General features: G+C 70.6%; 18 protein-coding genes. 8 read left to right on the forward strand and 10 right to left on the reverse strand.

What is annotated here, in order from left to right:
• Positions 1–2: 2 nt before the first annotated feature.
• Positions 3–908 (forward strand): ABC transporter ATP-binding protein, encoded by a 906-nt coding sequence (locus tag KOI47_RS29970; RefSeq protein WP_216210106.1) that lies wholly within the window; start codon positions 3–5, stop codon positions 906–908.
• Entirely contained in the window at positions 905–2089 is a 1185-nt protein-coding gene (locus tag KOI47_RS29975) for an acyl-CoA dehydrogenase family protein (RefSeq protein ID WP_216210108.1), read from the forward strand. The genes KOI47_RS29970 and KOI47_RS29975 overlap by 4 nt, the downstream gene beginning before the upstream one ends.
• Before the next feature lie 24 nt (positions 2090–2113).
• Here KOI47_RS29975 and KOI47_RS29980 read toward each other — a convergent pair whose 3' ends face one another.
• Together KOI47_RS29980 and KOI47_RS29985 are read right to left on the reverse strand one after the other, a co-directional pair.
• Entirely contained in the window at positions 2114–2791 is a 678-nt protein-coding gene (locus KOI47_RS29980; RefSeq protein ID WP_232376351.1) for a copper homeostasis protein CutC, read from the reverse strand.
• A gap of 7 nt (positions 2792–2798) precedes the next feature.
• A complete protein-coding gene (locus KOI47_RS29985) occupies positions 2799–5618 on the reverse strand; it encodes a sensor histidine kinase (protein WP_216210110.1) in 2820 nt (939 codons plus the stop codon).
• Positions 5619–5836: 218 nt separating this feature from the next.
• Here KOI47_RS29985 and KOI47_RS29990 point away from each other — a divergent pair, with 218 nt between their 5' ends.
• Both KOI47_RS29990 and KOI47_RS29995 read left to right on the forward strand, forming a co-directional pair.
• Positions 5837–6805: an ABC transporter substrate-binding protein gene (locus KOI47_RS29990; protein WP_216210112.1), complete on the forward strand. Its 969-nt coding sequence runs from the start codon at positions 5837–5839 to the stop codon at positions 6803–6805.
• Between the two features lie 48 nt (positions 6806–6853).
• Complete coding sequence (locus tag KOI47_RS29995; RefSeq protein ID WP_216210114.1) at positions 6854–8500, forward strand: DNA repair helicase XPB; 1647 nt, start codon at positions 6854–6856, stop codon at positions 8498–8500.
• Between the two features lie 10 nt (positions 8501–8510).
• On the opposite strand, the gene KOI47_RS30000 is transcribed toward KOI47_RS29995, so the two are convergent.
• Positions 8511–9371 (reverse strand): SGNH/GDSL hydrolase family protein, encoded by an 861-nt coding sequence (locus KOI47_RS30000; protein ID WP_216210116.1) that lies wholly within the window; start codon positions 9369–9371, stop codon positions 8511–8513.
• A 179-nt stretch (positions 9372–9550) separates the two neighbouring features.
• Between KOI47_RS30000 and KOI47_RS30005 the strand changes: the two genes are divergently transcribed.
• On the forward strand, positions 9551–10309 hold the full coding sequence (locus tag KOI47_RS30005; protein ID WP_216210118.1) for a DUF4253 domain-containing protein: 759 nt from the start codon (positions 9551–9553) through the stop codon (positions 10307–10309).
• An 84-nt stretch (positions 10310–10393) separates the two neighbouring features.
• Here the strand turns inward: KOI47_RS30005 and KOI47_RS30010 are convergent, their stop codons facing one another.
• Together KOI47_RS30010 and KOI47_RS30015 are read right to left on the reverse strand one after the other, a co-directional pair.
• Positions 10394–11818, reverse strand: a complete 1425-nt coding sequence (locus KOI47_RS30010; protein ID WP_216210120.1) for a M20/M25/M40 family metallo-hydrolase — start codon at positions 11816–11818, stop codon at positions 10394–10396.
• A 21-nt stretch (positions 11819–11839) separates the two neighbouring features.
• A complete protein-coding gene (locus tag KOI47_RS30015; RefSeq protein ID WP_216210121.1) occupies positions 11840–13951 on the reverse strand; it encodes a M4 family metallopeptidase in 2112 nt (703 codons plus the stop codon).
• A gap of 524 nt (positions 13952–14475) precedes the next feature.
• Here KOI47_RS30015 and KOI47_RS30020 point away from each other — a divergent pair.
• Positions 14476–15102, forward strand: coding sequence for a nitroreductase family protein (locus KOI47_RS30020; RefSeq protein WP_216217657.1), 627 nt, complete (start codon positions 14476–14478; stop codon positions 15100–15102).
• An 18-nt stretch (positions 15103–15120) separates the two neighbouring features.
• Here KOI47_RS30020 and KOI47_RS30025 read toward each other — a convergent pair whose 3' ends face one another.
• Entirely contained in the window at positions 15121–15693 is a 573-nt protein-coding gene (locus KOI47_RS30025; protein WP_216210123.1) for a type 1 glutamine amidotransferase domain-containing protein, read from the reverse strand.
• A 170-nt stretch (positions 15694–15863) separates the two neighbouring features.
• On the opposite strand from KOI47_RS30025, the gene KOI47_RS30030 reads away from it, so the two are divergent.
• Positions 15864–16085 (forward strand): PspC domain-containing protein, encoded by a 222-nt coding sequence (locus tag KOI47_RS30030; protein WP_216210125.1) that lies wholly within the window; start codon positions 15864–15866, stop codon positions 16083–16085.
• A 50-nt stretch (positions 16086–16135) separates the two neighbouring features.
• Positions 16136–16852, forward strand: a complete 717-nt coding sequence (locus KOI47_RS30035) for a Clp protease N-terminal domain-containing protein (protein ID WP_216210127.1) — start codon at positions 16136–16138, stop codon at positions 16850–16852.
• Between the two features lie 78 nt (positions 16853–16930).
• Here the strand turns inward: KOI47_RS30035 and groL are convergent, their stop codons facing one another.
• The 4 genes from groL to KOI47_RS30055 all read right to left on the reverse strand — a co-directional run bounded on the left by groL (position 16931) and on the right by KOI47_RS30055 (position 21321).
• On the reverse strand, positions 16931–18565 hold the full coding sequence (gene groL / locus KOI47_RS30040) for a chaperonin GroEL (RefSeq protein ID WP_216210129.1): 1635 nt from the start codon (positions 18563–18565) through the stop codon (positions 16931–16933).
• A 263-nt stretch (positions 18566–18828) separates the two neighbouring features.
• On the reverse strand, positions 18829–20304 hold the full coding sequence (locus KOI47_RS30045; RefSeq protein ID WP_216210131.1) for a serine/threonine-protein kinase: 1476 nt from the start codon (positions 20302–20304) through the stop codon (positions 18829–18831).
• Positions 20305–20361: 57 nt separating this feature from the next.
• Positions 20362–20565 carry a cold-shock protein gene (locus tag KOI47_RS30050; protein WP_141998334.1) on the reverse strand — a complete coding sequence of 68 codons (204 nt, stop codon included), beginning with the start codon at positions 20563–20565 and terminating at the stop codon, positions 20362–20364.
• Positions 20566–20697: 132 nt separating this feature from the next.
• Positions 20698–21321 (reverse strand): AIM24 family protein, encoded by a 624-nt coding sequence (locus KOI47_RS30055; protein WP_216210133.1) that lies wholly within the window; start codon positions 21319–21321, stop codon positions 20698–20700.
• Positions 21322–21324: the final 3 nt, after the last annotated feature.

Genomic DNA, 21324 nt, shown 5'->3' on the forward strand with positions numbered 1-21324 from the left:
ACATGCCGACCATGCTGGAGGTGGATGGCCTCGGCCACCGCTACGGCACGGGCGAGAAGGCACACGTGGCCGTGCACGAGCTCACGTTCACCGTCGAGTCCGGGCAGCTGGCCTGCATCGTCGGGCCGTCCGGCTGCGGCAAGTCGACCCTGCTGCGCTGTGTGGCCGGGCTGATCCAGCCCACCAGCGGCGAGGTGAAGCTGCACGGCGACCTGGTCTCCGGCGTGCCGGGCGACCTCGCCGTGGTGTTCCAGGACTACAGCCGCTCGCTGTTTCCCTGGCTGTCCGTGCGCAAGAACGTGGAGTTCCCGCTGCGCTGGATGGAGCTCAGCCGCACCGAGCGCAGGGATCGGGCCCAGGAGGCGCTGGAGTGGGTCGGCCTCGGCGAGGCGGGCGCGAAGTACCCCGCGCAGCTGTCCGGCGGGATGCAGCAGCGGGTGTCCATCGCGCGGGCACTGGCCCGGCGGCCCGCCCTGCTGCTGATGGACGAGCCCTTCGCCTCGGTGGACGCGCAGACCCGGTTCGAGCTGGAGGACCTGCTGCTGCAGGTGCAGAAGCAGCACGGGAGCACGGTGCTGCTGGTCACCCACGACATCGACGAGAGCGTGTACCTCGGCGACCGCGTGCTGGTGCTGTCCAAATCGCCTGCCTCGATCATCGCGGACCTGCCCGTGGACCTGCCCGCCGAGCGGGACCAGATCAGCACCCGGGCTTCGGCCGGGTTCGTCACCATGCGCAGCGAGGTCGCCCGGCTGGTGCACGGCGGCGAACCGGGCGCCCGCCCGGCGAGCGAGGGCAACGAGGCCGGCGAGGCCGAGGTCGCCGCCGCGGATCTCGCCGAGAGCGACGCCGCCGACGAGCTCGCCGGTTCCGTGGCCAGGGAGTCCGAAGCGGAGCTGCGTAAGTGACGGACGAACCGGACCCGGTCGCGATCGCGGGCAGGCTGGCGGACGTCTTCGCCGAGCGTGCCGCCGAGCACGACAGCGGAAACACCTTCCCGTTCCGCAACTACGACGACCTGGCCGAGGCCGGGCTGCTGAAGTTGTCCGTGCCCACCGAGCTGGGCGGGCTCGGCGCCGGGCTGCCGGAGATCCTGCCGGTGCTGGAGCGGCTGGCGATGGGCGACGGTGCCACCGCGCTCGCGGTGACCATGCACATCTCCCCGCTGGGGCAGTGGGCGAGCGTATGGCGCCGCACCAGGAGCCCGCGCCTGGAGGAACTGCTGCGGATGGCGGCCGAGGGCAGGTTGATCTGGGCCTCGGTCACCGGCGAGCTGGGGCTGGCCAACAACATGACCGACGCGCGCACCACGGCCACCAGGGTGGACGGCGGCTTCATCCTCAGCGGCAGGAAGAGCTTCGCCACCAACACCTCGGTGGCCACGCACTGCTCGACCACCGCGCGATACGAGGAGGCCGAGGGCGGGCCACGGCTGCTGCTCTGCCAGATCGCGCTGGACCAGCAGGGGGTGCGGGTACACGACACCTGGAACACCATGGGCATGCGGGCCACCCGCAGCGACGACCTCGAGCTGGACGAGGTGTTCGTACCGGACGAGCGGGTGGTGCACTCGCTGCCGGTCGGTCATCTGGACGCGCGGGTGCTGGAAACGGTGTGGGCCTGGGCGATGCCCGCGTTCTCCGCGGTGTACACCGGTATCGCAGCCGGGGCGCTGGACTGGGCCGTGCGCCAGCTGGTCCGGCGCGGCCGGGAGACCGACCCGGTGCTGCAGGACCTCATCGGCGAGTGTCAGATCCTGGTGGAGAGCTCACGCGCGCTGATCCACCGGCACGCGGGCGAGGTGACCAGCCGCGAGCTGTTCCGGCACGGGGTGCAGGAGGGCATCGCCCGGTGCGCGCTGGTGAAGTACACCGCGAGCAACAACGCCACGAAGGTGCTGCAACGGCTGGTCGACGCCCTCGGCGGCATGGCCTACAGCAGGAACCTCCCGTTCGAGCGGATGTGGCGGGACGTGCAGGCAGGCACCTTCATGCCGATGGGCAACCTCGCGGCACGCAAGCTCATCGGCGCCAGCGTGCTCGGCGTGCGGACCGCCCCGGTGGTCGACTTCGAGGAACCCACTCGCTGAGAGACGTGCCCTCGCAACCGCTGCCTACGACGCGGTGACGAGGTCCGCCCAGCGGCGCACCGCCTCCAGGTCCAGCGGTTCGGTCCAGCCACCCCGGCGGACGGCGCTACCCACATGGAAGGCACTCACCCCGGCCGCGCGCAGCGGAGCGATGTGCTCGGCACGCAGGCCGCCCCCGGCCAGCAGCCGCGGCCCCTCCGGCCGCGCGGCCAGCTCGCGCAGCAACAGCTGACCCCGCTCGACGCCATCCGGATGGCCCGCGGTGAGCACCGTGTCGCACCCGGCCCCGGCCAGCTGGGCGTGCGCGGCACGGGGGTCGGCGGCATGGTCCACCGCGCGGTGGAAGGTCCATCGGGCGCCCGGCACAGCCTGCGCGAGCGCGCGGCAGGCCGCAAGGTCGGGTGCGCCATCCGGGGTGAGGAAGCCGAACACGAACTCGGTGGCGCCCACTTCGGCCAGCTCGGCGGCCCGGGCGCGCAGCCCATCCAGGTCCGCGGGCCGGAAGGAGTCCTCCGCCCGCAGCATCACCCGTACCGGCAGCTCGGTGGCGCCGAGCACCTCCCGCACCACGGCGGTGCTCGGGGTCAGCCCGGCCACCGCCATCTCGGTGACCAGCTCGAGCCGGTCCGCACCGCCCTTCTCCGCCAGTTCCGCGTCCTCCGGCCCGAGTGCGATCACCTCGAGCAAGCCCGCACCGGTCACCTGCAGCTCACCGTCCCTGTCCTCTCGTCGACCGCTCCGCGGCCCGCTGGTGCCTGCCGCGCCGCCGCCCACTCTGCAGGCTCGCCATGCGCAGCCGTACCGCCTCCGGTGCCATGGAGATGACCGGGCCCTCGTCCATGGCAGGGGTTTCGGTCGCGCCGGGGATCCGTTCCGCGCGCGGCACCCGCCGCGGCAACCCTGCCGCGGTCCAGCCGCCGTCCTGGACAGTCTCCCCGGTCTCCTCCTCGGCCTCGGCCCCGGGCTCCGCTTCGGGCTCCGGTCCTGGCCCTTCCTCGTCCTCGGCGGCCTCCTCCGGCCACGCGTACGGCTCGTGGTCCTCCGCACCAGGCCACCGCCGCGGCTCCTGCCACAACTGCTCGGGCACGGTGATCGGGTCGGACGGCCGGGGCAGCCGCTGGAACTCCTCGGTGTCCGCCTCGGCGAGCTCGTCTGCGATGTCCCCGGCGAGATCCCCGGTGGTGCCCGGCTCCTCGTCGGTGCGCTCGCGCCGGGCCCGGTCCGGCGCCTCCGGCCCGGCGCTTCCCTGCTCCGCCTCCCCGGCGGCGACCGCCTGGAACCACTGGGCCAGCACGGCCTGGTAGGCGGGCATCCGCTCGGTCGGGACATCGTCCTCGAGCGGGTGCGCCTCGTCGTCGTCCTCGACCGGCCAGTCCGGCGGCGGCTCCGGCCGCACCGGCGCCCGGCGCGGTGGGCCGTGCTCGGCCAGCGACCGGGCGGGCGGGGGCTCCGGCTCGGGTTCTGGCACCACCTCCTCCGGCTCGGGCGCTGCCTCCTGCACCGGCTCGGGCTCCGGTTCGGCGGCTGCCGCGGGGACCTCCTCCGGCGGTGGCGGGGCGCCGAGCAGCGCGGCGGGCACGATCACGGTCGCGGTGATCCCGCCCTGGCCGGACTCGGCAAGCCGCACCTGGATGTCGTGCCTGCGGGACAGCCGCGCCACCACATACAGCCCCATCCGCCGGGAAACCTCGACATCCACCTCGGGTGGTTCGGCGAGCCGGGTGTTCGCCCGCCGGATCTCCGTCGGCGGCATACCCGCGCCGCGATCGGTGATGTCGATCCGCCAGTCCCCGTCCGGGGTCATCGAACTGGCGACCGAGACCATGGTGTCCGGCGGGGAGTACTCGGTGGCGTTCTCCAGCAGCTCGGAGACGACGTGTACCAGGTCGCTCACCGCGTCCCCGTGCACCGCGAGCGGGGGCGTGGGGTCCACCTCGATGCGCTGGTAATACTCCACCTCGGATAGTGCGGCACCGACGATCTCGTCGGTGGTGGCCGCCCCGGCCGCCGCCGGGCCGAGGTCCTGCCCGGACAGCACCAGCAGGTTCTCGCTGTTGCGCCGCATCCGGGTGGCGAGGTGGTCGAGCTCGAACAGCCCGCCGAGGGTGTCCGGGTCCTGCTCGTCGGCCTCCATCCGGTCCAGCACCGCCAGCTGCCGCTCGACGAGTTCCTGGCTGCGCCGGGAAAGGTTGGCGAACATCGAGTTGACGTTCTCCCGCAGCAGCGCCTGTTCCCCGGCCAGCCGCACGGCCTCGCCGTGCACCACATCGAAGGCCCGCGCCACCTGGCCGAGTTCCTCCTGGCTGAACACCGGGACCGGGGCCACCCCGCGCCTGCCCTCCCGGCCGGGGGCCGGGTCGGCGAGGATCTCGTCCACGGCCGCGGGCAGCTGGTGCCCGGCGACCTCGAGCGCGCTGCGCCGCAGTGTCCGCAGTGGCCGCAACAGCGAGCGGGCCACCACCGCGGCCAGCACCCCCGCGATCACCAGCACCCCGAGCATCACCCCGGCGCCGCGGATGGCGTCCTCCCGCGCCCTGGTCGCCAGCAGGTCGGACCGTTGCTGTACCTGCACCAGCATCGCTTCCTGGACCTGGTTGGCCAGGTTCACCGTGTAGGTGGCCGCGGTCTCCCAGCGTTGCGGGTCCAGTCCGGTCAGCGGCTCGCCGTTCCCGGTGCGGTTGAGCACGGCCTCGACCATGTCGTTGCCGATGTCGACCACCAGGCCGATCACCGTGTCGTCGTACATGCGCTGCTGCTCGGGCGTGGCGAGCTTGCCGAAGTCGTTGCGCGCCGCGGCCAGCTCCGCCTCGGCGCCGAGCAGGGCCCGCTGCCCCTCCTCGTCGAGGCTGCCGCGGGCCAGCGCCTCGGCAACCACGGCCCGTTTCACCGACATCAGGTCCTTGACCCTGGCCAGCGCGTTGGTGGCCAGCCGCATCCTGGTCAGTTCCCGGTCGGTGGGCTCGGCAGCGGCCTGGTCCCCGATGTCCAGCAGCCCCGTGACCAGCTCACTGTAGGAGCGCCGCACCGCCGTGGCTGGCAGGGCCGAGTGCTCACTCGCGTACCGCAGCCCGGTCAGGGTGCCGAGCCGGTCCTCGGTCTGCTCGAAGCCTGCGAGGGCCTGGTCGGACAGCCGGCCGCGGACCTCGGCCAGTGCCCGGTCGAAGTCACCGATCGCCGAGTTCACCCGCTCCCGCTGGGTGTTCAGCTCCGCCAGGTCACCCTGTCGTCCACCCGCGACATACCGCACCGACAGGTCGCGTTCGCGTTGCAGCTGGTGCACCACCGCGGCCACCCGCTGGTCCACCTGCACCCGGGTGGCGCCCTCGGCGAACCGGGTTGCCTGGCCGAGATCCGCCCTGATCCGCAGGCCGACCAGGACCACCACCGCCAGGATGGGAATGAGCAGCACCGCGAGCAGCTTGCTGCGCAGCCGCCAGTTCCGCAGCCGCCATCCGCCACCCGCCTCCCCGGCTTGCTCCTGTTGCCGACCCGCTGGCGGGGGTCCGCCCCCTCGGCTACGACGGGTCACCTGGCTTCCTTTACCAACCGCTGCGCCTTCTGCGTCGCACGACGCCACGCCACACAACGTCCCTGGGACACCGTGCGAAAACCTACTGAACAGTAACAATATTCGGGGTGGCTCGACAGCCAGTCCTCACCCGAACGACGTGCCGGGCGATGGTATTGGTTCCGACCGCCTAAGCTCCACAACGAAACCACATCCTCTTGGTACATGGGAGCCACCACATGCGGGCCGGCGCACGCTACTTCGTGGTGCCGGTGACAATCCTGCTCATCTTGAGCGGTTGCTCACTGTTCGGCGAGAAACCGGACCAAAAACCCATACCGGAGCAACAAAAGCTGCGGGTGGGTGTGGGTAGTCCCATCGACACCGCGCCGCTGCGGCTCGCGGTGGCGCAGGGCCGGTTCGAGCGGGCCGGCCTGACCGTCGAGCTCGTCGAGCAGGCCGACCAGGACGAGGGTATGGCCAGGTTGCGGGCCGGTGAGCTCGATATCGCCTTCGCCACCGACGTGGCCTGGTTCGCCGCCGCGAGCGCGGGCACCGAGCTGCGGCTGCAGGGAGAGGCGTACACGGCGGGACGCGGCACGATGGCGCTGATGACCCTGCCGGAGTCCAGCTACCAGGAACCAATGGACCTGCTGTCCCCGCGGATCGCGGTGGACGCCCAGGAGGGCCTCGGGACCCTCACCACCCGCGCGGCGCTGCGGGCCGCCGGTGCCGAGGTGGACCGGATCCGGTTCGACCCGGTCGCGCCGGGCCGGATGGCGGAGGCCCTGCGCCGGAACGAGGTGCATGCCGCCTGGATGGTCGAGCCCTATCTCACCGAGGCGCAGAAGGACCTCGGGGCGACCGTACTCGCGGACACCGCACGCGGCGCGACCACGGACTTCCCGATGTCCGCCTACGCCGCCACCGCCGAGTTCGCCCGCGCCAACCCGCGGACCCTCGCGCTGTTCCGCCGGGTGCTCGGCGAGGCACAGCAGCGCTGTAGCGACCCGACGGTGGTGCGCACGGCGCTGCCGGAGATCGCGCGGATCGACGAGACGACCGCCTCGCTGGTGTCCATCGGCGATTACCCGGTCTCCCTCAACGGGGTGAGGCTGCAACGGGTCGCCGACCTGATGCACAGCTCGGGAATGCTGGCGCAGCGGCTGGACGTGCAGGCGCTGCTGCCCGAGCGGGGACTCGGCTGACCGGCCTCGATTGACCCGCCCGTCCGGCACCGACGTATAAAGGGGGGCGTGACCGATGGCCCGCTGATCGTCCAGTCCGACAAGACCGTCCTGCTCGAGGTCGAGCACGACCGCGCCGACGACGCCCGGATCGCGATCGCGCCCTTCGCCGAGCTGGAACGCGCCCCCGAGCACGTGCACACCTACCGGGTCACCCCGCTGGCGCTGTGGAACGCCCGCGCCGCGGGGCACGACGCCGAGCAGGTGGTGGACGCGCTCACCACCTACTCGCGGTTCCCCGTCCCGCAGCCGTTGCTGATCGACATCGTGGACACGATGGGCCGGTTCGGCCGGCTCCAGATCGCCAACCATCCCGCGCACGGCCTGGTGATGACCACCACGGACCGGGCCGTGCTGGAGGAAGTGCTGCGCAGCAAGAAGATCAGCCCGATGCTCGGGGCGCGGATCGACCAGGACACGGTGCTGGTGCACCCCTCCGAGCGCGGGCGGCTCAAGCAGGGCCTGCTCAAGGTGGGCTGGCCCGCCGAGGACCTCGCGGGCTACGTGGACGGCGAGGCACACCCGATGTCGCTGGTCGAGGACGACTGGGCGTTGCGGGACTACCAGCGCAAGGCCGTGGAGTCCTTCTGGGCGGGCGGCTCCGGCGTGGTGGTACTGCCCTGTGGCGCTGGCAAGACCCTGGTCGGGGCCGCGGCGATGGCGCAGGCACAGGCGACCACGCTGATCCTGGTGACGAACACCGTGGCCGGCAGGCAGTGGAAGCGGGAGCTGGTTGCCAGGACCTCGCTCACCGAGGAGGAGATCGGCGAGTACTCCGGCGAGCGCAAGGAGATCCGCCCGGTCACCATCGCGACCTACCAGGTGATGACGAGGAAGAGCAAGGGCGAGTACCAGCACCTGGACCTGTTCGACTCCAGGGACTGGGGGCTGGTGGTGTACGACGAGGTGCACCTGCTGCCGGCCCCGGTGTTCCGGATGACGGCCGACCTGCAGTCCCGGCGCAGGCTCGGGCTCACCGCGACGCTGGTGCGCGAGGACGGCCGGGAGGGCGATGTGTTCTCCCTGATCGGCCCGAAACGCTACGACGTGCCCTGGCGGGACATCGAGGCGCAGGGCTGGATCGCCCCGGCCGAGTGCGTGGAGGTGCGGGTCACCCTGACCGACAGCGAGCGCATCGGCTACGCCACCGCCGAGGCGGAGGAACGCTACCGGCTGGCCGCCACCGCGCAGACCAAGACCCCGGTCATCAGGTCCATTGTGGAGAAGCATCCCGGTGAACAGACCCTGGTGATCGGTGCCTACCTCGACCAGCTGGAGGAGCTCGGCGCCGAGCTGGACGCGCCGGTGATCCAGGGGTCCACCAAGAACAAGGAACGCGAGTCGCTGTTCGACGCCTTCCGCCGCGGGGAGCTGCGCACCCTGGTCGTGTCCAAAGTGGCCAACTTCTCCATCGACCTGCCAGAGGCCTCGGTTGCGATCCAGGTCTCCGGCACCTTCGGCTCCCGCCAGGAGGAGGCCCAGCGGCTCGGCAGGCTGTTGCGCCCCAAGGAGGACGGCAGGCAGGCACACTTCTATTCGGTGGTCGCCAGGGACACCGTGGACACCGAGTACGCCGCGCACCGGCAACGCTTCCTCGCCGAACAGGGCTACGCCTACACCATCATCGACGCCGACGACCTGCTCCGCCCGCTGTAGCCCGTCTCGGTCAGCCGGGGGAGCCGAGTGCCGCGAGCACCTGGCGCGCCTGGTTCCGCGAGCCCAGCCCGTTCGGATGCACCGGAACGGCTGGCGAGGTCGGCAGGATGCCCTCCACCCACTTCTCCCCCGGCGGCCGGCACATGTCGTGACCGATCGAGCTGGTGTAGGTGTCCACGAACACCGCGCCCTCGGCGGCGGCCTGCTCGGCGAGCACCCGGTTCAGCAGCTTGGTGATATCCCGCAGGTAGGGCGCGTCGCCTGCGGCGATCGGCACCAGCGGCCAGCAGTTGGCCCCGGAGTCCGGCAGCAGGCTGGGGTAGCCCACCAGCAGCACCTCCGCACCCGGGGCGCGATCCCGGATCCCGCGCAGTACCGCGCCCACCTTGGGCCCGACGGCCCGCACCTTCGCGGCCAGCCCGTCGCTACCCGAGGAGGTGTAGAAATCCTTGCAGGGCGAGCCGACCGGTAGCACCAAACCCATGCTGCCGCAGGTGAGCACCACCTCGGCGAACGGGATGTCGTTCCCGCCGATGCCGACCGTCACCAGGTCGGTGTCCCCGCGCAGGGCATCGAACTGCGGCCGGTTGACGATGCCGAACTGCGGTTCGGTCATGTGCTCGGTGGTCGCGCCACCGCAGCTGACGTCGGTGAACTCGGCCGGGCGCAGCTCACGCGCGACCAGGGAGGGATAGTTGCCGGCCGATCTGGCGCAGGGCAGTTCCACCTGGTCGGGGAACATCGGGCCGGTGGAGGTGAACGAGTCCCCCAGCGCCACATAGGAGTACCCGGTGGACTCGGCGGCGGCGGGAGGGGCGAGCAGCAGGGTCGCGGCGGCGAGGGCCGCGAAGGTGGCCAGGGCACGGCGCATGACAGTCTCCGCAACGGTGAGCGACTGACTACTCTTCGGTAGCCTACTGAAGAGTAGTGTGAGTCGACACACACCGGCAAGCCCCACGATCCGCCTCGACCCCCGGCGCATCGAAACTGTCGTACCCTCGAACTAGTGTTCGACCTGCCATCGCGAGCGCCCACTTCGAGGAGGTCACCATGACCGTCACCCGGCTCCACACGCACAGCCCGCTGCCCGAGCTGGACCTCCCGCCGGGGCGCTGGCGGGGCAGGCTGTGGGTGAGCGAGGAACCGCTGGACGAGCCGGACCGCTATCCCGCCTGCGTGGCCGCGCACCCGGAGTCCGGGCTGTGGCCGGTGCTCATCCCCGGCGATCTGCGGTTCGAGCTGAGCGGCGAGGACTGGATCGTGGACCGCAGTTGGTTACCGCCCGCGGGAGGCCGGGTCGCCGCGGTCGACGTCGCCGCCACCCTGGCGCGGTGGTGGGGCAAGCCCTGCTGCGACGGGCACTGCCTCGAGCCGTTCGACGCGGAGTTTCCCGGCCTCGCCCGCGCGGCGAGCCGCCGGGCCGATCCGCTCGCCGAGGCAGGCAACACCGGTTCGGTGCTGGCCCGGCAGGGCAGCAGCAGGCTGGGCCTGGTGGCTACCGAACGCCCCGCCGATATCCCCGCGCTGCTCGGCTGGTCCGGCATGATCAACACCACCAACGAGGTGGCAGCGATCTCGGCGGTGCTGCGCAGCTGGGAGGAGCGGTTCGGTGCGGTGCTGATCTCGCTCGGCTTCGACACGCTCGAGTTGTCCGTGGCCGCGCCACCGAAGACCCGGGAGCGCGCGCTGACGACCGCGGCCGAGCACCGGGCCTTCTGTCTGGAGAGCTTCACCGGCCAACAGGGCGACCTGCGCGAGTTCGCCGACAACCTGCTCGGGGCGCGGCTATGGCGTTTCTGGTGGGACTGAGGCAGTTACCCGGTACAGGCTGGGGCCGCCCGGCACGGGTGCGCCGGACGGCCCCAGCGGGACGGCACCTACTGGAAGGGGAACTCAGCAGGCGCCGAGGTCGCTCCACACCGCCCAGGACCGGGGGTCACCGGGCTCGGCACCAGAGGAGTACCAGGTCGACTCCCACTCATGCCCGGCATGCGACACCACATCACCAGGCGCATAGTTGGCCGCCGAATCCCACGCCGGAGCGTCACATCCCGGCGGCGGACCACCATCGCCAACCGTCAGCGCGAACGCCGCCGTGCGATCCGCTTCGGTCCCGTCGCCGAGCACGGTCACCTGGCTGGTCCCGGTCGGGGTGCCGGCCGAGGTGGAGATGGTCAGCACCGAATTCGCCCCCGACTGCACGGAAGGAGGATCGAATGAGGCGGTAACCCCATTCGGCAGGCCGGAGGCGCTCAGCTGCACCGCCTGCGACTGCCCGGCCGTCACCTCGGTGGACACCGTCACGGTCACCGACTCACCCGGCTCGACCGTGGCCGAAGCCGGGTTCAGCGACACCGAGAAGTCGTTCTGCTCGGTGCCGCCGACCGCCATCTCCCAGACCGCGTAGGCGATCGCGTCGCTGTTGTGGTCCAGTGGGGTGGTCGCGATGTTGTTGATGGTGTCGCAGGAACGGTGGTAACAGGCGTCGAACGGCGAGTTGGCGGTGCCGCCCCACTTCTGTTGCTGGGCATAGGTCTTGTTCGACCCAGCCCCGGTGAACAGCCCGCCCACCGGGATACCCGCGCTCTTGAACGGGGCGTGGTCGGACCGGCCGTCGGTTGCGGTTGCCCGCTCGGTGGGCACTCCCGCCGACTGGAAGTACTCGTCGAAGACCGCCTTGATGGAGGCCACATCGTCATAGACGAAATAGCCCCAGTTCCGCGACCCGATCATGTCGAAGTTCAGGTACGCATCGATCCGCGACCGTTCCGCACCGGAAAGGGAGGACACGTAGTACCGGGAGCCACGCAGCCCGGACTCCTCATCGGCCCACCAGGCGAAGCGGACCCGCTTGGCCATCGCGGGATCCGCCTCCGCCAGTTCCAGCGCGACCTGGAGGATCGCGGCGGAACCGGTGCCGTTGTCGTTGATCCCCGGTCCGGAACGGACGCTGTCCAGGTGCGACCCGAGCATGATCACCTGGTCCGCGTCGCCCTCCGGCCACTCCGCGATCAGGTTCTCCGACTGCGCCGCGCAACTGGTGCAGCGTTGCCGGGTGACGTCGTACCCCGCCGACCGCAGTTGCTGCTCCACATAGGACACCGAGGCGTTGTAGCCAGCTCCGGGAGCGCGGTTGCCGCCGTTGCGGCCTGCGATGCTCTGGAACTGGCTCAGATGTGCCTGCACATCGGACACCGCGATATCCGGTGCGGCCGCGGTAGTGGGCTGCGCGACGGCGGTGGGCACGGGCACCGCAAGGCCGACGGCGAGCCCGGCTACCGCGGCCACCCCGGCGCGCAGGAGTTTCTTGACATTCATGTCAGGTAGTCCTTCCTCGCCTCAGCAGGCGCCGAGGTCGCTCCACACCGCCCAGGACCGCGGGTCACCGGGCTCGGCACCAGAGGAGTACCAGGTCGACTCCCACTCATGCCCGGCATGCGACACCACATCACCAGGCACGTAGCTGGCCGCCGAATCCCACGCCGGAGCGTCACATCCCGGCGGCGGACCACCATCGCCAACCGTCAGCGAAAGCTGGACGGTGTGGTCGATGTCCACGCCGTCCCCGGTGATGGTCACCTGGCTGGTTCCCTCCGGGGTCCCCGAGGTGGTGGAGATGGTCAGCACCGCGCTGCCGCCGGACTGCACCGAGGTGGGGTCGAAGGAGGCGGTGGCCCCGCTCGGCAGGCCGGAGGCACGCAGCTGCACCGCCTGCGCCTCGCCCTGGGTCACCTCGGTGGACACCGTCACCGTGGCCGAAGCACCCGGTTCCACCGACACCGAGCTGGGGTTCAGCGCGAGCGAGAAGTCGTTCTCCACCGGTGGCTGGTTGTCACAGGTCGGTTCCCCGCCGACCGCGGAGACGCTGACCGCGTTCCAGGCGGCCTTGACCGTGTCGAACTCGACGCAGCTGTTCGGGAACAGGGTCTTCGCGGCCTCCAGGGTGGCGACCCTGGCCTGCCGGTGGTTCCAGCTCGAGGTCTTACGCAGCAGGCCGTTGTAGAAAATCTTGCCCGCCTTCTGGATCCCGATCCCGGTGATCGTGGAGTTGTTGCAGGTCGGGCTGGAGGGCATGCCGTTGCCCGGGTTGGTGCCCTCGGCGAGCAGGTAGAACCAGTGGTTCTGTGGGCCCGCGGCCGCGTGCACCTCGGTGTTCGGGATGGAGGAGGAGTAGCAGTTCGGGTGCCTCGCCCTGGACGGGTCGTTCATGTACCGGATCGGGCCGTTACCGACCAGGTTGACCTCCTCGCCCACGTCGTAGTCCGGGTCGTCGTTCGGGTTCTGCGCGTAGAACTCGGTGAGCGCGCCGAAGATGTCCCCCGTGGACTCGTTCAGCCCACCGTTCTCGTTGCCCCGCCCGGCACCGCCCGGGGTGGTCTGGAAGATCGCATGCCCGTACTCGTGCCCGACCACGTCCATCGGGGTGACCTGCCTGCGTCCGTCCTGGGAGTGGCCGAAGCTGGTCGAGCGGCCGTCCCAGTAGGCGTTGACCGCGTTCAGCCCGACATAGGCGGGGAAGCCGCCGCCCTGGCCGTCGATCCCGTTGCGGCCGAGCCACTCATCCAGCATCTTCCATTCCGTCTGGGAGGCATACAGCGTGTCCACGCAGGCCGTCTCCAGGTTGGTGCCGGAGCCGTTGCCCCAGGTGTCGTCCGGGCCGGTGTAGACCTGCCGCGAGTTGTAGTTGCCGCAACTGAGTCCGCGCCGGTTCGGGTCGCGCATCGAGTACTGCCCACCGGAGGAGGTGGTGTCGATGGTGACGTTGCCGTTGTAGTAACCGTTGCCGCTGCCCAGCGTTCCGGGCTGCGCGGGCGCGGCCGCCGGCGCACCGGCCAGTGCCGAACGCTTGACCTCGTCCCGGGTGTCCAGCACGGCACCGGAACCCGCGTCCACGAAGACGTGCAGCCTGCTCGGCGCACCGGACGCGGTACCGGTGACCAGCACCTGGTAGGCCAGCCTCGGGCTGTCGCCGGCCAGCACCACCAGTTTCGGCCCCGATTCCACGCTGTCCACAGTGGTCAGCTGGCCGCGGGCGACCCGCTCGGCGCGCTCGGCGGTCACCGCGGCGTGGGTGCCGACCGCGATCGGCGCGGTGTCCGCGCTCACGGTGTCCCGCACCGCCCCCTGGCCGTCGGCCACCACGACGGCGTCGCCGCCGACCACCGGAAGGCCTTGGTAGGAGCGTTCGTAGGCGACGTAGAACAGGTCACCGGCGCCGGGGGTGACGCCGACCCGGCGGAATGTCTCCGCGGGACCCTTCTTCAGTTCGTCCAGGCCGATCGCGGCCGCTTCGTCGGCGGCCGAGGTGGCCAGTGCCTCCGGCGGCGGAGCCGGCTGTGCGGCCGGGCCGGTGCCGGTCTCGGCGAGAGCGGGCATGGATGACATGCCCGCCGCGAGCGCAAGGCCGGCTATCGCGGCCAGGCCCGCTCGTCGGGTTCGCAGGGATTTCATGTGGCGCCCTCTCCTCAGGCAGGAATACGGCACCACCACGAGTCGCGAGTTCGGTTCATCCTGCGAAGTTATGGATTATGCATAACTTCGATTGCCGAACCCGAAATATCGCGGTGGTACCTGATCACAGGGTGAGGACAGTTAGCGCCACCGCTCCGGACGTCGTCAATGCGACATCCAGCCTAGTTCCGGCAATCAGATCAGTACGATGGTCGCGAAACGGATTCCAAACGGACGCAGACCACGCACCCGAAGAATATTTTCAAACTTTGGTCGCAATAACCAGTACGCGGACAGGTTCGTACCACCGGTTTCACCGGTCCGTGGCCGGGGCGTCCGGCCCGGGGACCGATGTCCGGGGAACGGACACCGGAGCACGAAAATCGGTACAGAAGGGGTTCAACAGTAGCCAGCTGGTTGACATACTCGGCCCCGTGACGAACTCGAACCCCGCCCCGGACGGCGAAACCTGGGTGTCCGTGCACGGCCAGCCCTACCACCCGGTGCCCTACCGGCCCGAGCGGATGCCTGCCGAGGAGTCGCTGGCCACGGCCGCTCGCCTGCGCCGCCGCATGGACGAGCGGCGCACGGTGCGGATGTTCTCCACCGACCCGGTTCCCGAGCAGCTCGTGCTGGACGCCATCGCGGTGGCGGCCACCGCGCCGAGCGGGGCGCACCAGCAGCCGTGGACCTTCGTCCTGGTCACCGACCCCGAGGTGCGCAAGCAGATCCGCGAGGCGGCGGAGCGGGAGGAGCAGATCTCCTACGCGGGCAGGCTGGGCGAGGAATGGCTGGCGGCGCTGCGCCCGCTGGGCACCGACGAGGTGAAACCGCACCTGACCGACGCGCCTTACCTGATCGTGGTGTTCCAGCAGCGGTTCACCTTGCTGGAGGACGACAGCGTGCGTAAGCACTACTACGTGGACGAGTCGGTGGGTATCGCGGTCGGGATGCTGCTGACCGCGTTGCACCTTTCCGGACTGGCCGCGCTGACCCACACCCCCTCGCCGATGAAGTTCCTCGGCGAGGTGTTGAACCGGCCGCGCAACGAGAAGGCGTTCGCGGTGATCCCGGTCGGCTACCCCGCCGAGGACTGTGTGGTGCCGGACCTGGTCCGCAAGTCCCTGGACCAGGTCCTGGTCCGGGTCTGAACCTGTGGCGCCTGCCGGTCAGGCGCTGCGGGCCTGCGCGCGGTGCGCGCCCTCGCCGATCTCCTCGACCATCTTGGCGCAGAAGGCAGGCAGGTCATCGGGCTTGCGGCTGGTCACGAACCCGGCGTCCACCACGACCTCCTCGTCGACCCACTCGGCCCCGGCGTTGCGCAGATCGGTCTGCAGGCTGGGGTAGGAGGTGAGCCTGCGGCCACGCACCACATCGGCCTCGATCAGCAGCCACGGCGCGTGGCAGATCGCGGCCACCGGCTGCTGCTGGGCGAAGAACTCGCCAGCGAACCGGACCGCGTTCGGCACGGTGCGCAGGAAGTCCGGATTGGCCACGCCGCCGGGCAGCACCAGCGCGTCGTAGTCCGCAGGGGACACCTCGGTGACCACCTTGTCCACCGGGAAGGTGTCCGCCTTGTCCAGGTGGTTGAACGCCTGGATGGTTCCGGGACTGATCGACACCAGCTCCGGCTCACCACCCGCGTCCCGCACCGCCTGCCACGGCTCGGTCAGCTCCACCTGCTCGGCGCCCTCCGGCGCCACCAGAAAGGCGACCCGGCGTCCGGTCAACGTCTCCGACACGACTTCGTTCCCCTCCACGTACTGGTTGGTACGCCCGGCGGTTACCCCCGCGGCCCGGCGCGCAAACCGGACCCGGGGCCGTGCTCAGGGTCGACTCCGAGGTGAGCCCAGGGTCGAGCTCCGGGAACTGCCCCGATGTGCGGCGCACTCCCGGCGGCAACGATGGAGCCATGACGAACAACGTGTACTCGCCGGAATCCGGGACCAGGAAGCTGCGGCGCAGCCCGGCCGACCGGATGATCGCGGGGGTCTGCGGCGGCTGGGCCCGGCTGCTCGGCGTGGACGCGGCGATCCTGCGCATCCTGCTGGTGGCGACCACCATCTTCGGCGTCGGCACGCCGGTGCTGATCTACGCGGCCTGCTGGATCCTGATGCCGGAGGACGCGGCGTAGTCGTCAACCGTCAGTTGACGACACAGCAATCGTCAACCTATGGTTGACGCATGACCGAACCGAACCGAATAACCAGCCCGGTCCGGCTGGACGACCTGATCGACGGCATCAAGAAGGTGCACACCGACGTTCTCGACCAGCTGACCGACGCGGTACTCGCCGCCGATCACCTCGGTGAGCTGGCCGACCACCTGATCGGCCACTTCGTGGACCAGGCCCGGCGCACGGGCGCGTCCTGGACGGAGATCGGCAAGAGCATGGGGGTGAGCAAACAGGCGGCACAGAAACGTTTCGTGCCGAAGGACGATCCGTCCGCCGTGCGCCCCGAACAGGGGTTCAGCCGGTTCACCCAGCGGGCGCGGAACGCGGTGACGGCGGCGCACAACGCGGCCCACGAGGCTGGGCACAACGAGATCAGGCCCGAGCACCTGGTGCTGGGGCTGCTGACCGAGCCCGAGGCACTCGCCGCCAAGGCGATCCTGGCCCAGGGGGTGTCCCTCGATGCCGTCGACGCCGCGGCCAAGGCGGCTCTGCCGGACCGCGCCGGCGCGGTACCCGACCTCATCCCGTACAGCTCACGAGGTAAGAAGGCGCTGGAACTCACCTTCCGCGAGGCACTGCGGCTGGGCCACAACTACATCGGCACCGAGCACATCCTGCTCGCCCTGCTGGAGTTCGAGGGCGGCACCGGCGTTCTCGGCAAGCTGGGCATCGCCAAGGACGCCGTCGAGGAACACGTCACGGACGCGCTGCGCCGGATGACATGAGCACGGCAAAAGGCCCGGAAGCGCCAGCGCGCCTCCGGGCCTTTCGTTGCTGAGCCGGTGACTTCCGGACCGGAAAGGTCAGAAGTCCATGCCGCCCATGCCGCCGGTGGGGTCGCCACCGCCGGCGCCTGCCTTCTCCTTCTCCGGCTTGTCCGCGACCACGGCCTCCGTGGTCAGGAACAGCGCGGCGATGGAGGCGGCGTTCTGCAGCGCGGAGCGGGTGACCTTGGTCGGGTCCGGCACGCCGGCGGCGAGCAGGTCCTCGTACTCACCCGTGGCGGCGTTCAGGCCGTGGCCCTGCGGCAGGGTCTTGACCTTCTCCACCACGACGCCGCCCTCGAGGCCGGCGTTCACCGCGATCTGCTTGAGCGGGCCCTCCACCGCGATCTTCACGATGCTGGCACCGGTCGCCTCGTCGCCCTCCAGCTTGAGGCCGGAGAACGCGGCCTCGGCAGCCTGCAGCAGGGCCACGCCACCACCGGCGACGATGCCCTCCTCGACGGCGGCCTTGGCGTTGCGCACCGCGTCCTCGATGCGGTGCTTGCGCTCCTTGAGCTCCACCTCGGTGGCGGCACCGGCACGGATGACGGCGACGCCGCCTGCCAGCTTCGCCAGGCGCTCCTGCAGCTTCTCCCGGTCGTAGTCGGAGTCGCTGTTCTCGATCTCGGCGCGGATCTGGTTGACCCGGCCCTGGATCTGGTCCGCGTCGCCGGAACCCTCGACGATGGTGGTCTCGTCCTTGGTGATGACGGCCTTGCGGGCCTTGCCGAGCAGCGAGAGGTCGGCGTTCTCCAGCTTGAGGCCGACGTCCTCGGTGATGACCTGGCCACCGGTCAGGATCGCGATGTCCTGCAGGATGGCCTTACGGCGGTCACCGAAGCCCGGGGCCTTGACGGCAACGGACTTGAAGGTGCCCTGGATCTTGTTGACGATGAGGGTGGCCAGCGCCTGGCCCTCGACGTCCTCGGCGATGATCAGCAGCGGCTTGCCGGACTGGATAACCTTCTCCAGCAGCGGCACAACGTCCTTGACGTTGGAGATCTTGGAGCCGTAGAGCAGGATGTAGGGGTCCTCCAGCTCCGCCTCCTGACGCTCAGCGTCGGTGACGAAGTAGCCGGAGATGTAGCCCTTGTCGAAGCGCATACCCTCGGTCAGCTCGAGCTCGAGGCCGAAGGTGTTGGACTCCTCGACGGTGACGACGCCTTCCTTGCCGACCTTGTCCAGCGCCTCGGCGATCAGGTCACCGATGGTGCGGTCAGCGGCCGAGATCGAGGCGGTGGCAGCAATCTGCTCCTTGGTCTCGACCTCCTTCGCCATCTTGTGCAGCTGCTCGGTCACGGCCTCGACGGCCTGCTCGATGCCCCGCTTCAGGGCGATCGGGTCGGCGCCGGCGGCTACGTTGCGCAGCCCCTCCTTGACCAGCGACTGAGCCAGCACGGTAGCGGTGGTGGTGCCGTCACCCGCGACATCGTCGGTCTTCTTGGCAACTTCCTTGACGAGCTCGGCCCCGATCTTCTCCCACGGGTCCTCGAGCTCGATCTCCTTGGCGATGGAGACACCGTCGTTGGTGATGGTCGGCGCGCCCCACTTCTTCTCGAGCACGACGTTGCGGCCACGAGGGCCAAGCGTCACCTTGACGGCTTCGGCGAGGGTGTTCAGGCCGCGCTCAAGACCGCGGCGGGCGTCCTCGTCGAACGCGATCAATTTGGCCATTGCGGTGTGGTCCTCCGGTATTGGGCGCTACGAACGGCCCGCTCGTCGGATGCGAGCGAACCGCGGTAACAGGACACGTCCTCGGCCAGGCTCGGTGCCCGCGACGGACGACCGGCTCGTGTACCCGAACCCGGCCTCACCGTCCCGACCTTCAGACGGGCGGCCGTTCGGCCCCCCGTCTGGCACTCGACGGCGCCGAGTGCCAAGTTCGGTTTTAGCACTCTCCGGGTGAGAGTGCAAGAAAGCCCCCCGGCCGGCCCTGTTCAGTTGGAGGGCACCACCGGAATGGACTCCGGCGGCGGGTTGCCTGCCGAGGAGGCGGGCGGGGTGTTCGGCTGCGAGCCGCCAGGGCCCACCGGGATGTCCGGGGCCGACCTGGTGGTCTCCTGGGGCGGGTTCTGCCCGCCCTCGCCGTCTCCGCCGTCCTCGCTGCCGAGGCTGAGCACCAGGATCAGTACGCCGCCGCCGACCAGCACGACCGCGGCCAGCACCCAGACGAGCCACATCTTGCCGCCGCCCTTGCCCTGCGGGGGCGGCGGGCCGGCCGGTGGGCCCGGCGGCGGATACCCGGGCGGCGGCCCCTGCGGGTGCATGCCCTGCGGCGGGGTGCCCAGCCCGGGTGGCGGACCGTACGGCGCCGGTCCTGGCGGCTGGCCCGGTGGCTGGCCGGGCTGCGGCGCCCCGTAGCCGGGTGGGGGTCCCTGCGGGGGAGGAGGCGGCGGCCCCTGCTGCTGCCCGCCCTGCGGGGGTTGTTGCGGTGACTGTCCCTGGTGCCCGTAGGGCTGCATCGGTGTCCCCTCTCCGTGCTGGGCGGGCCGTTGCTGCCCGCCCGGCTGCCCGATCCCGGCCGCGCCGACCGGCGCCCGCACGGCCGGGTTCCCTCCGGAGGGCGGCCCACCGGAGGACCAGGCGCCGCGGGCGGCCGTGATCAGTTCCACGCAGCCGCCGTACCGCTCCGGCGGATTCTTCGCCATGCCCTTGCGCAGGATCTCGTCCAGCGCGGCGGGCAGGCCGAGCAGCCGGGCGAGGGAGGGCGGCTCCCCACTCAGATGCCCCTTGATCACCGCGGACACATCGCCCTGGTACGGCGGTTTCCCGGTGAGGCAGGCGTACAGCACGCAGGCCAGCGCGTACTGGTCGGTGCGCCCGTCCAGCGGCTCCCCGCGCAGGTGCTCGGGGGCGGCGTAGGTCGGCGAGCCGAGGAAGTCCCCGCCCCGGGTGCGATGCCCGGTGGCACCCCGGCGGGTGAGCCCGAAGTCGGCGACGTACACATGCTCGCGGGCGGACTCCCTGCTGGTCACCAGCACGTTGGCCGGTTTGACGTCCAAGTGCACCAGCCCGTGGGCATGCAGCGTGTCCAGCGCGTCGGCCACCTGCTCGAGCAGGCCGAACGCACGCTCCGGCGCCATCGGGCCGTTGCCGATCAGGCTGGCCAGGTCCGAGCCGTCCACCAGCCGCATGGCGATGTAGAGCATCCCGTCCAGCTCGCCGAAGTCGTAGAGCGGGACGATGTTGGCGTGGTCGATCGCCGAGGTGTTCCGGGCCTCGTCGACGAACCGCTCGCGGAACTCGGCATCCGCGCCGAGATGCTCGCCGATCACCTTCAACGCCACCTTGCGACCGAGCCGCACGTCGGTGGCCTTGTACATCACACTCATGCCGCCCTTGCCGAGCACCCCGTCGATGCGGTAGTTGCCCAGCCGGCGACCGGTGAGGTCCCCCGACACATCGCCTGTCACGCAGCGCAGCCTAACGTCCGATGATTCGGCGATGCCGGGGGTCGGGGTGCCGGATGCTCAGAGCTTGCGGACGTCCGCCGCCTGGCTGCGGCCGTCGCGGCCGGCCTGCACTTCGAACTCGACCCGGTCGCCCTCGTCGAGGGTGCGAAATCCGTCGGCGCGGATGGCGGAGTAGTGTACGAACACATCGGGGCCTTCGGGGGATTCGATGAACCCGTAGCCCTTCTCCGCGTTGAACCACTTGACCGTGCCTACTGCCACGGCTTCCTCCTTGGGGTACAGCCGAAAACGGCGGCGACCGCTGCCGCCGGTGAAGCTCCGATCACGCTACCGGATTACCCGCGACGGGCAATGCCCAATTTGGCCGGAATCGCGCCAATGGCTCACTGGACCTCACTGGCGATCGGCCACCCTGGTCCGCGCCTGCACCAGAACCGTGCCAGGGCCCGCGAAATCCAGCATCAGCCCCTCGCCGGTCCGCACGGACTGCGGCCCGGACGGGTCCACCGCGCGCAACCGGCACTGCACCGCGTCCGGATAGGCCAGCAGGAACCGCGGGCTCACCGTGATCACCTCGGCGGAGTCCAGGGTGAACGCGTCCACCGGACCGGCGCAGGCGAGCAGCAGGGATCCGCTGCCGCTGTAGTGCTCGAGGAAACCGGAATCCCCGCCGAAGAGGGCGCGCAACGCGGGCCACTGCGGATCGGTCCGGATGCCGGCGGGCCGGGCCAGCACCGTGCCACGCGCGATCGACCAGCCGGCCCGGCCGTTGAACTCCAGCGGGTAGACGTCCCCGGCATGGCTGGGCGCGAGGTCGATCCAGCCGCCCTCGGCAGGCGCGGTGAACACCGCCACCGTCCGGCCGCCCCCGCGCGCACTGACCCGGCCCTGCCGCGACTCCTTGATGCCGAAACTGCACGCCAGCATCGCCTCCGAGTCGGCCTGTACCGCCTCGCCCGGCGCCAGGGTCAGCCTGGCGACCCCGAAGCTCGGCGTGTGCCTGGTGTGGACCTGCACGAT

The organism is Amycolatopsis aidingensis (assembly GCF_018885265.1).
GTDB lineage: Bacteria > Actinomycetota > Actinomycetes > Mycobacteriales > Pseudonocardiaceae > Amycolatopsis > Amycolatopsis aidingensis.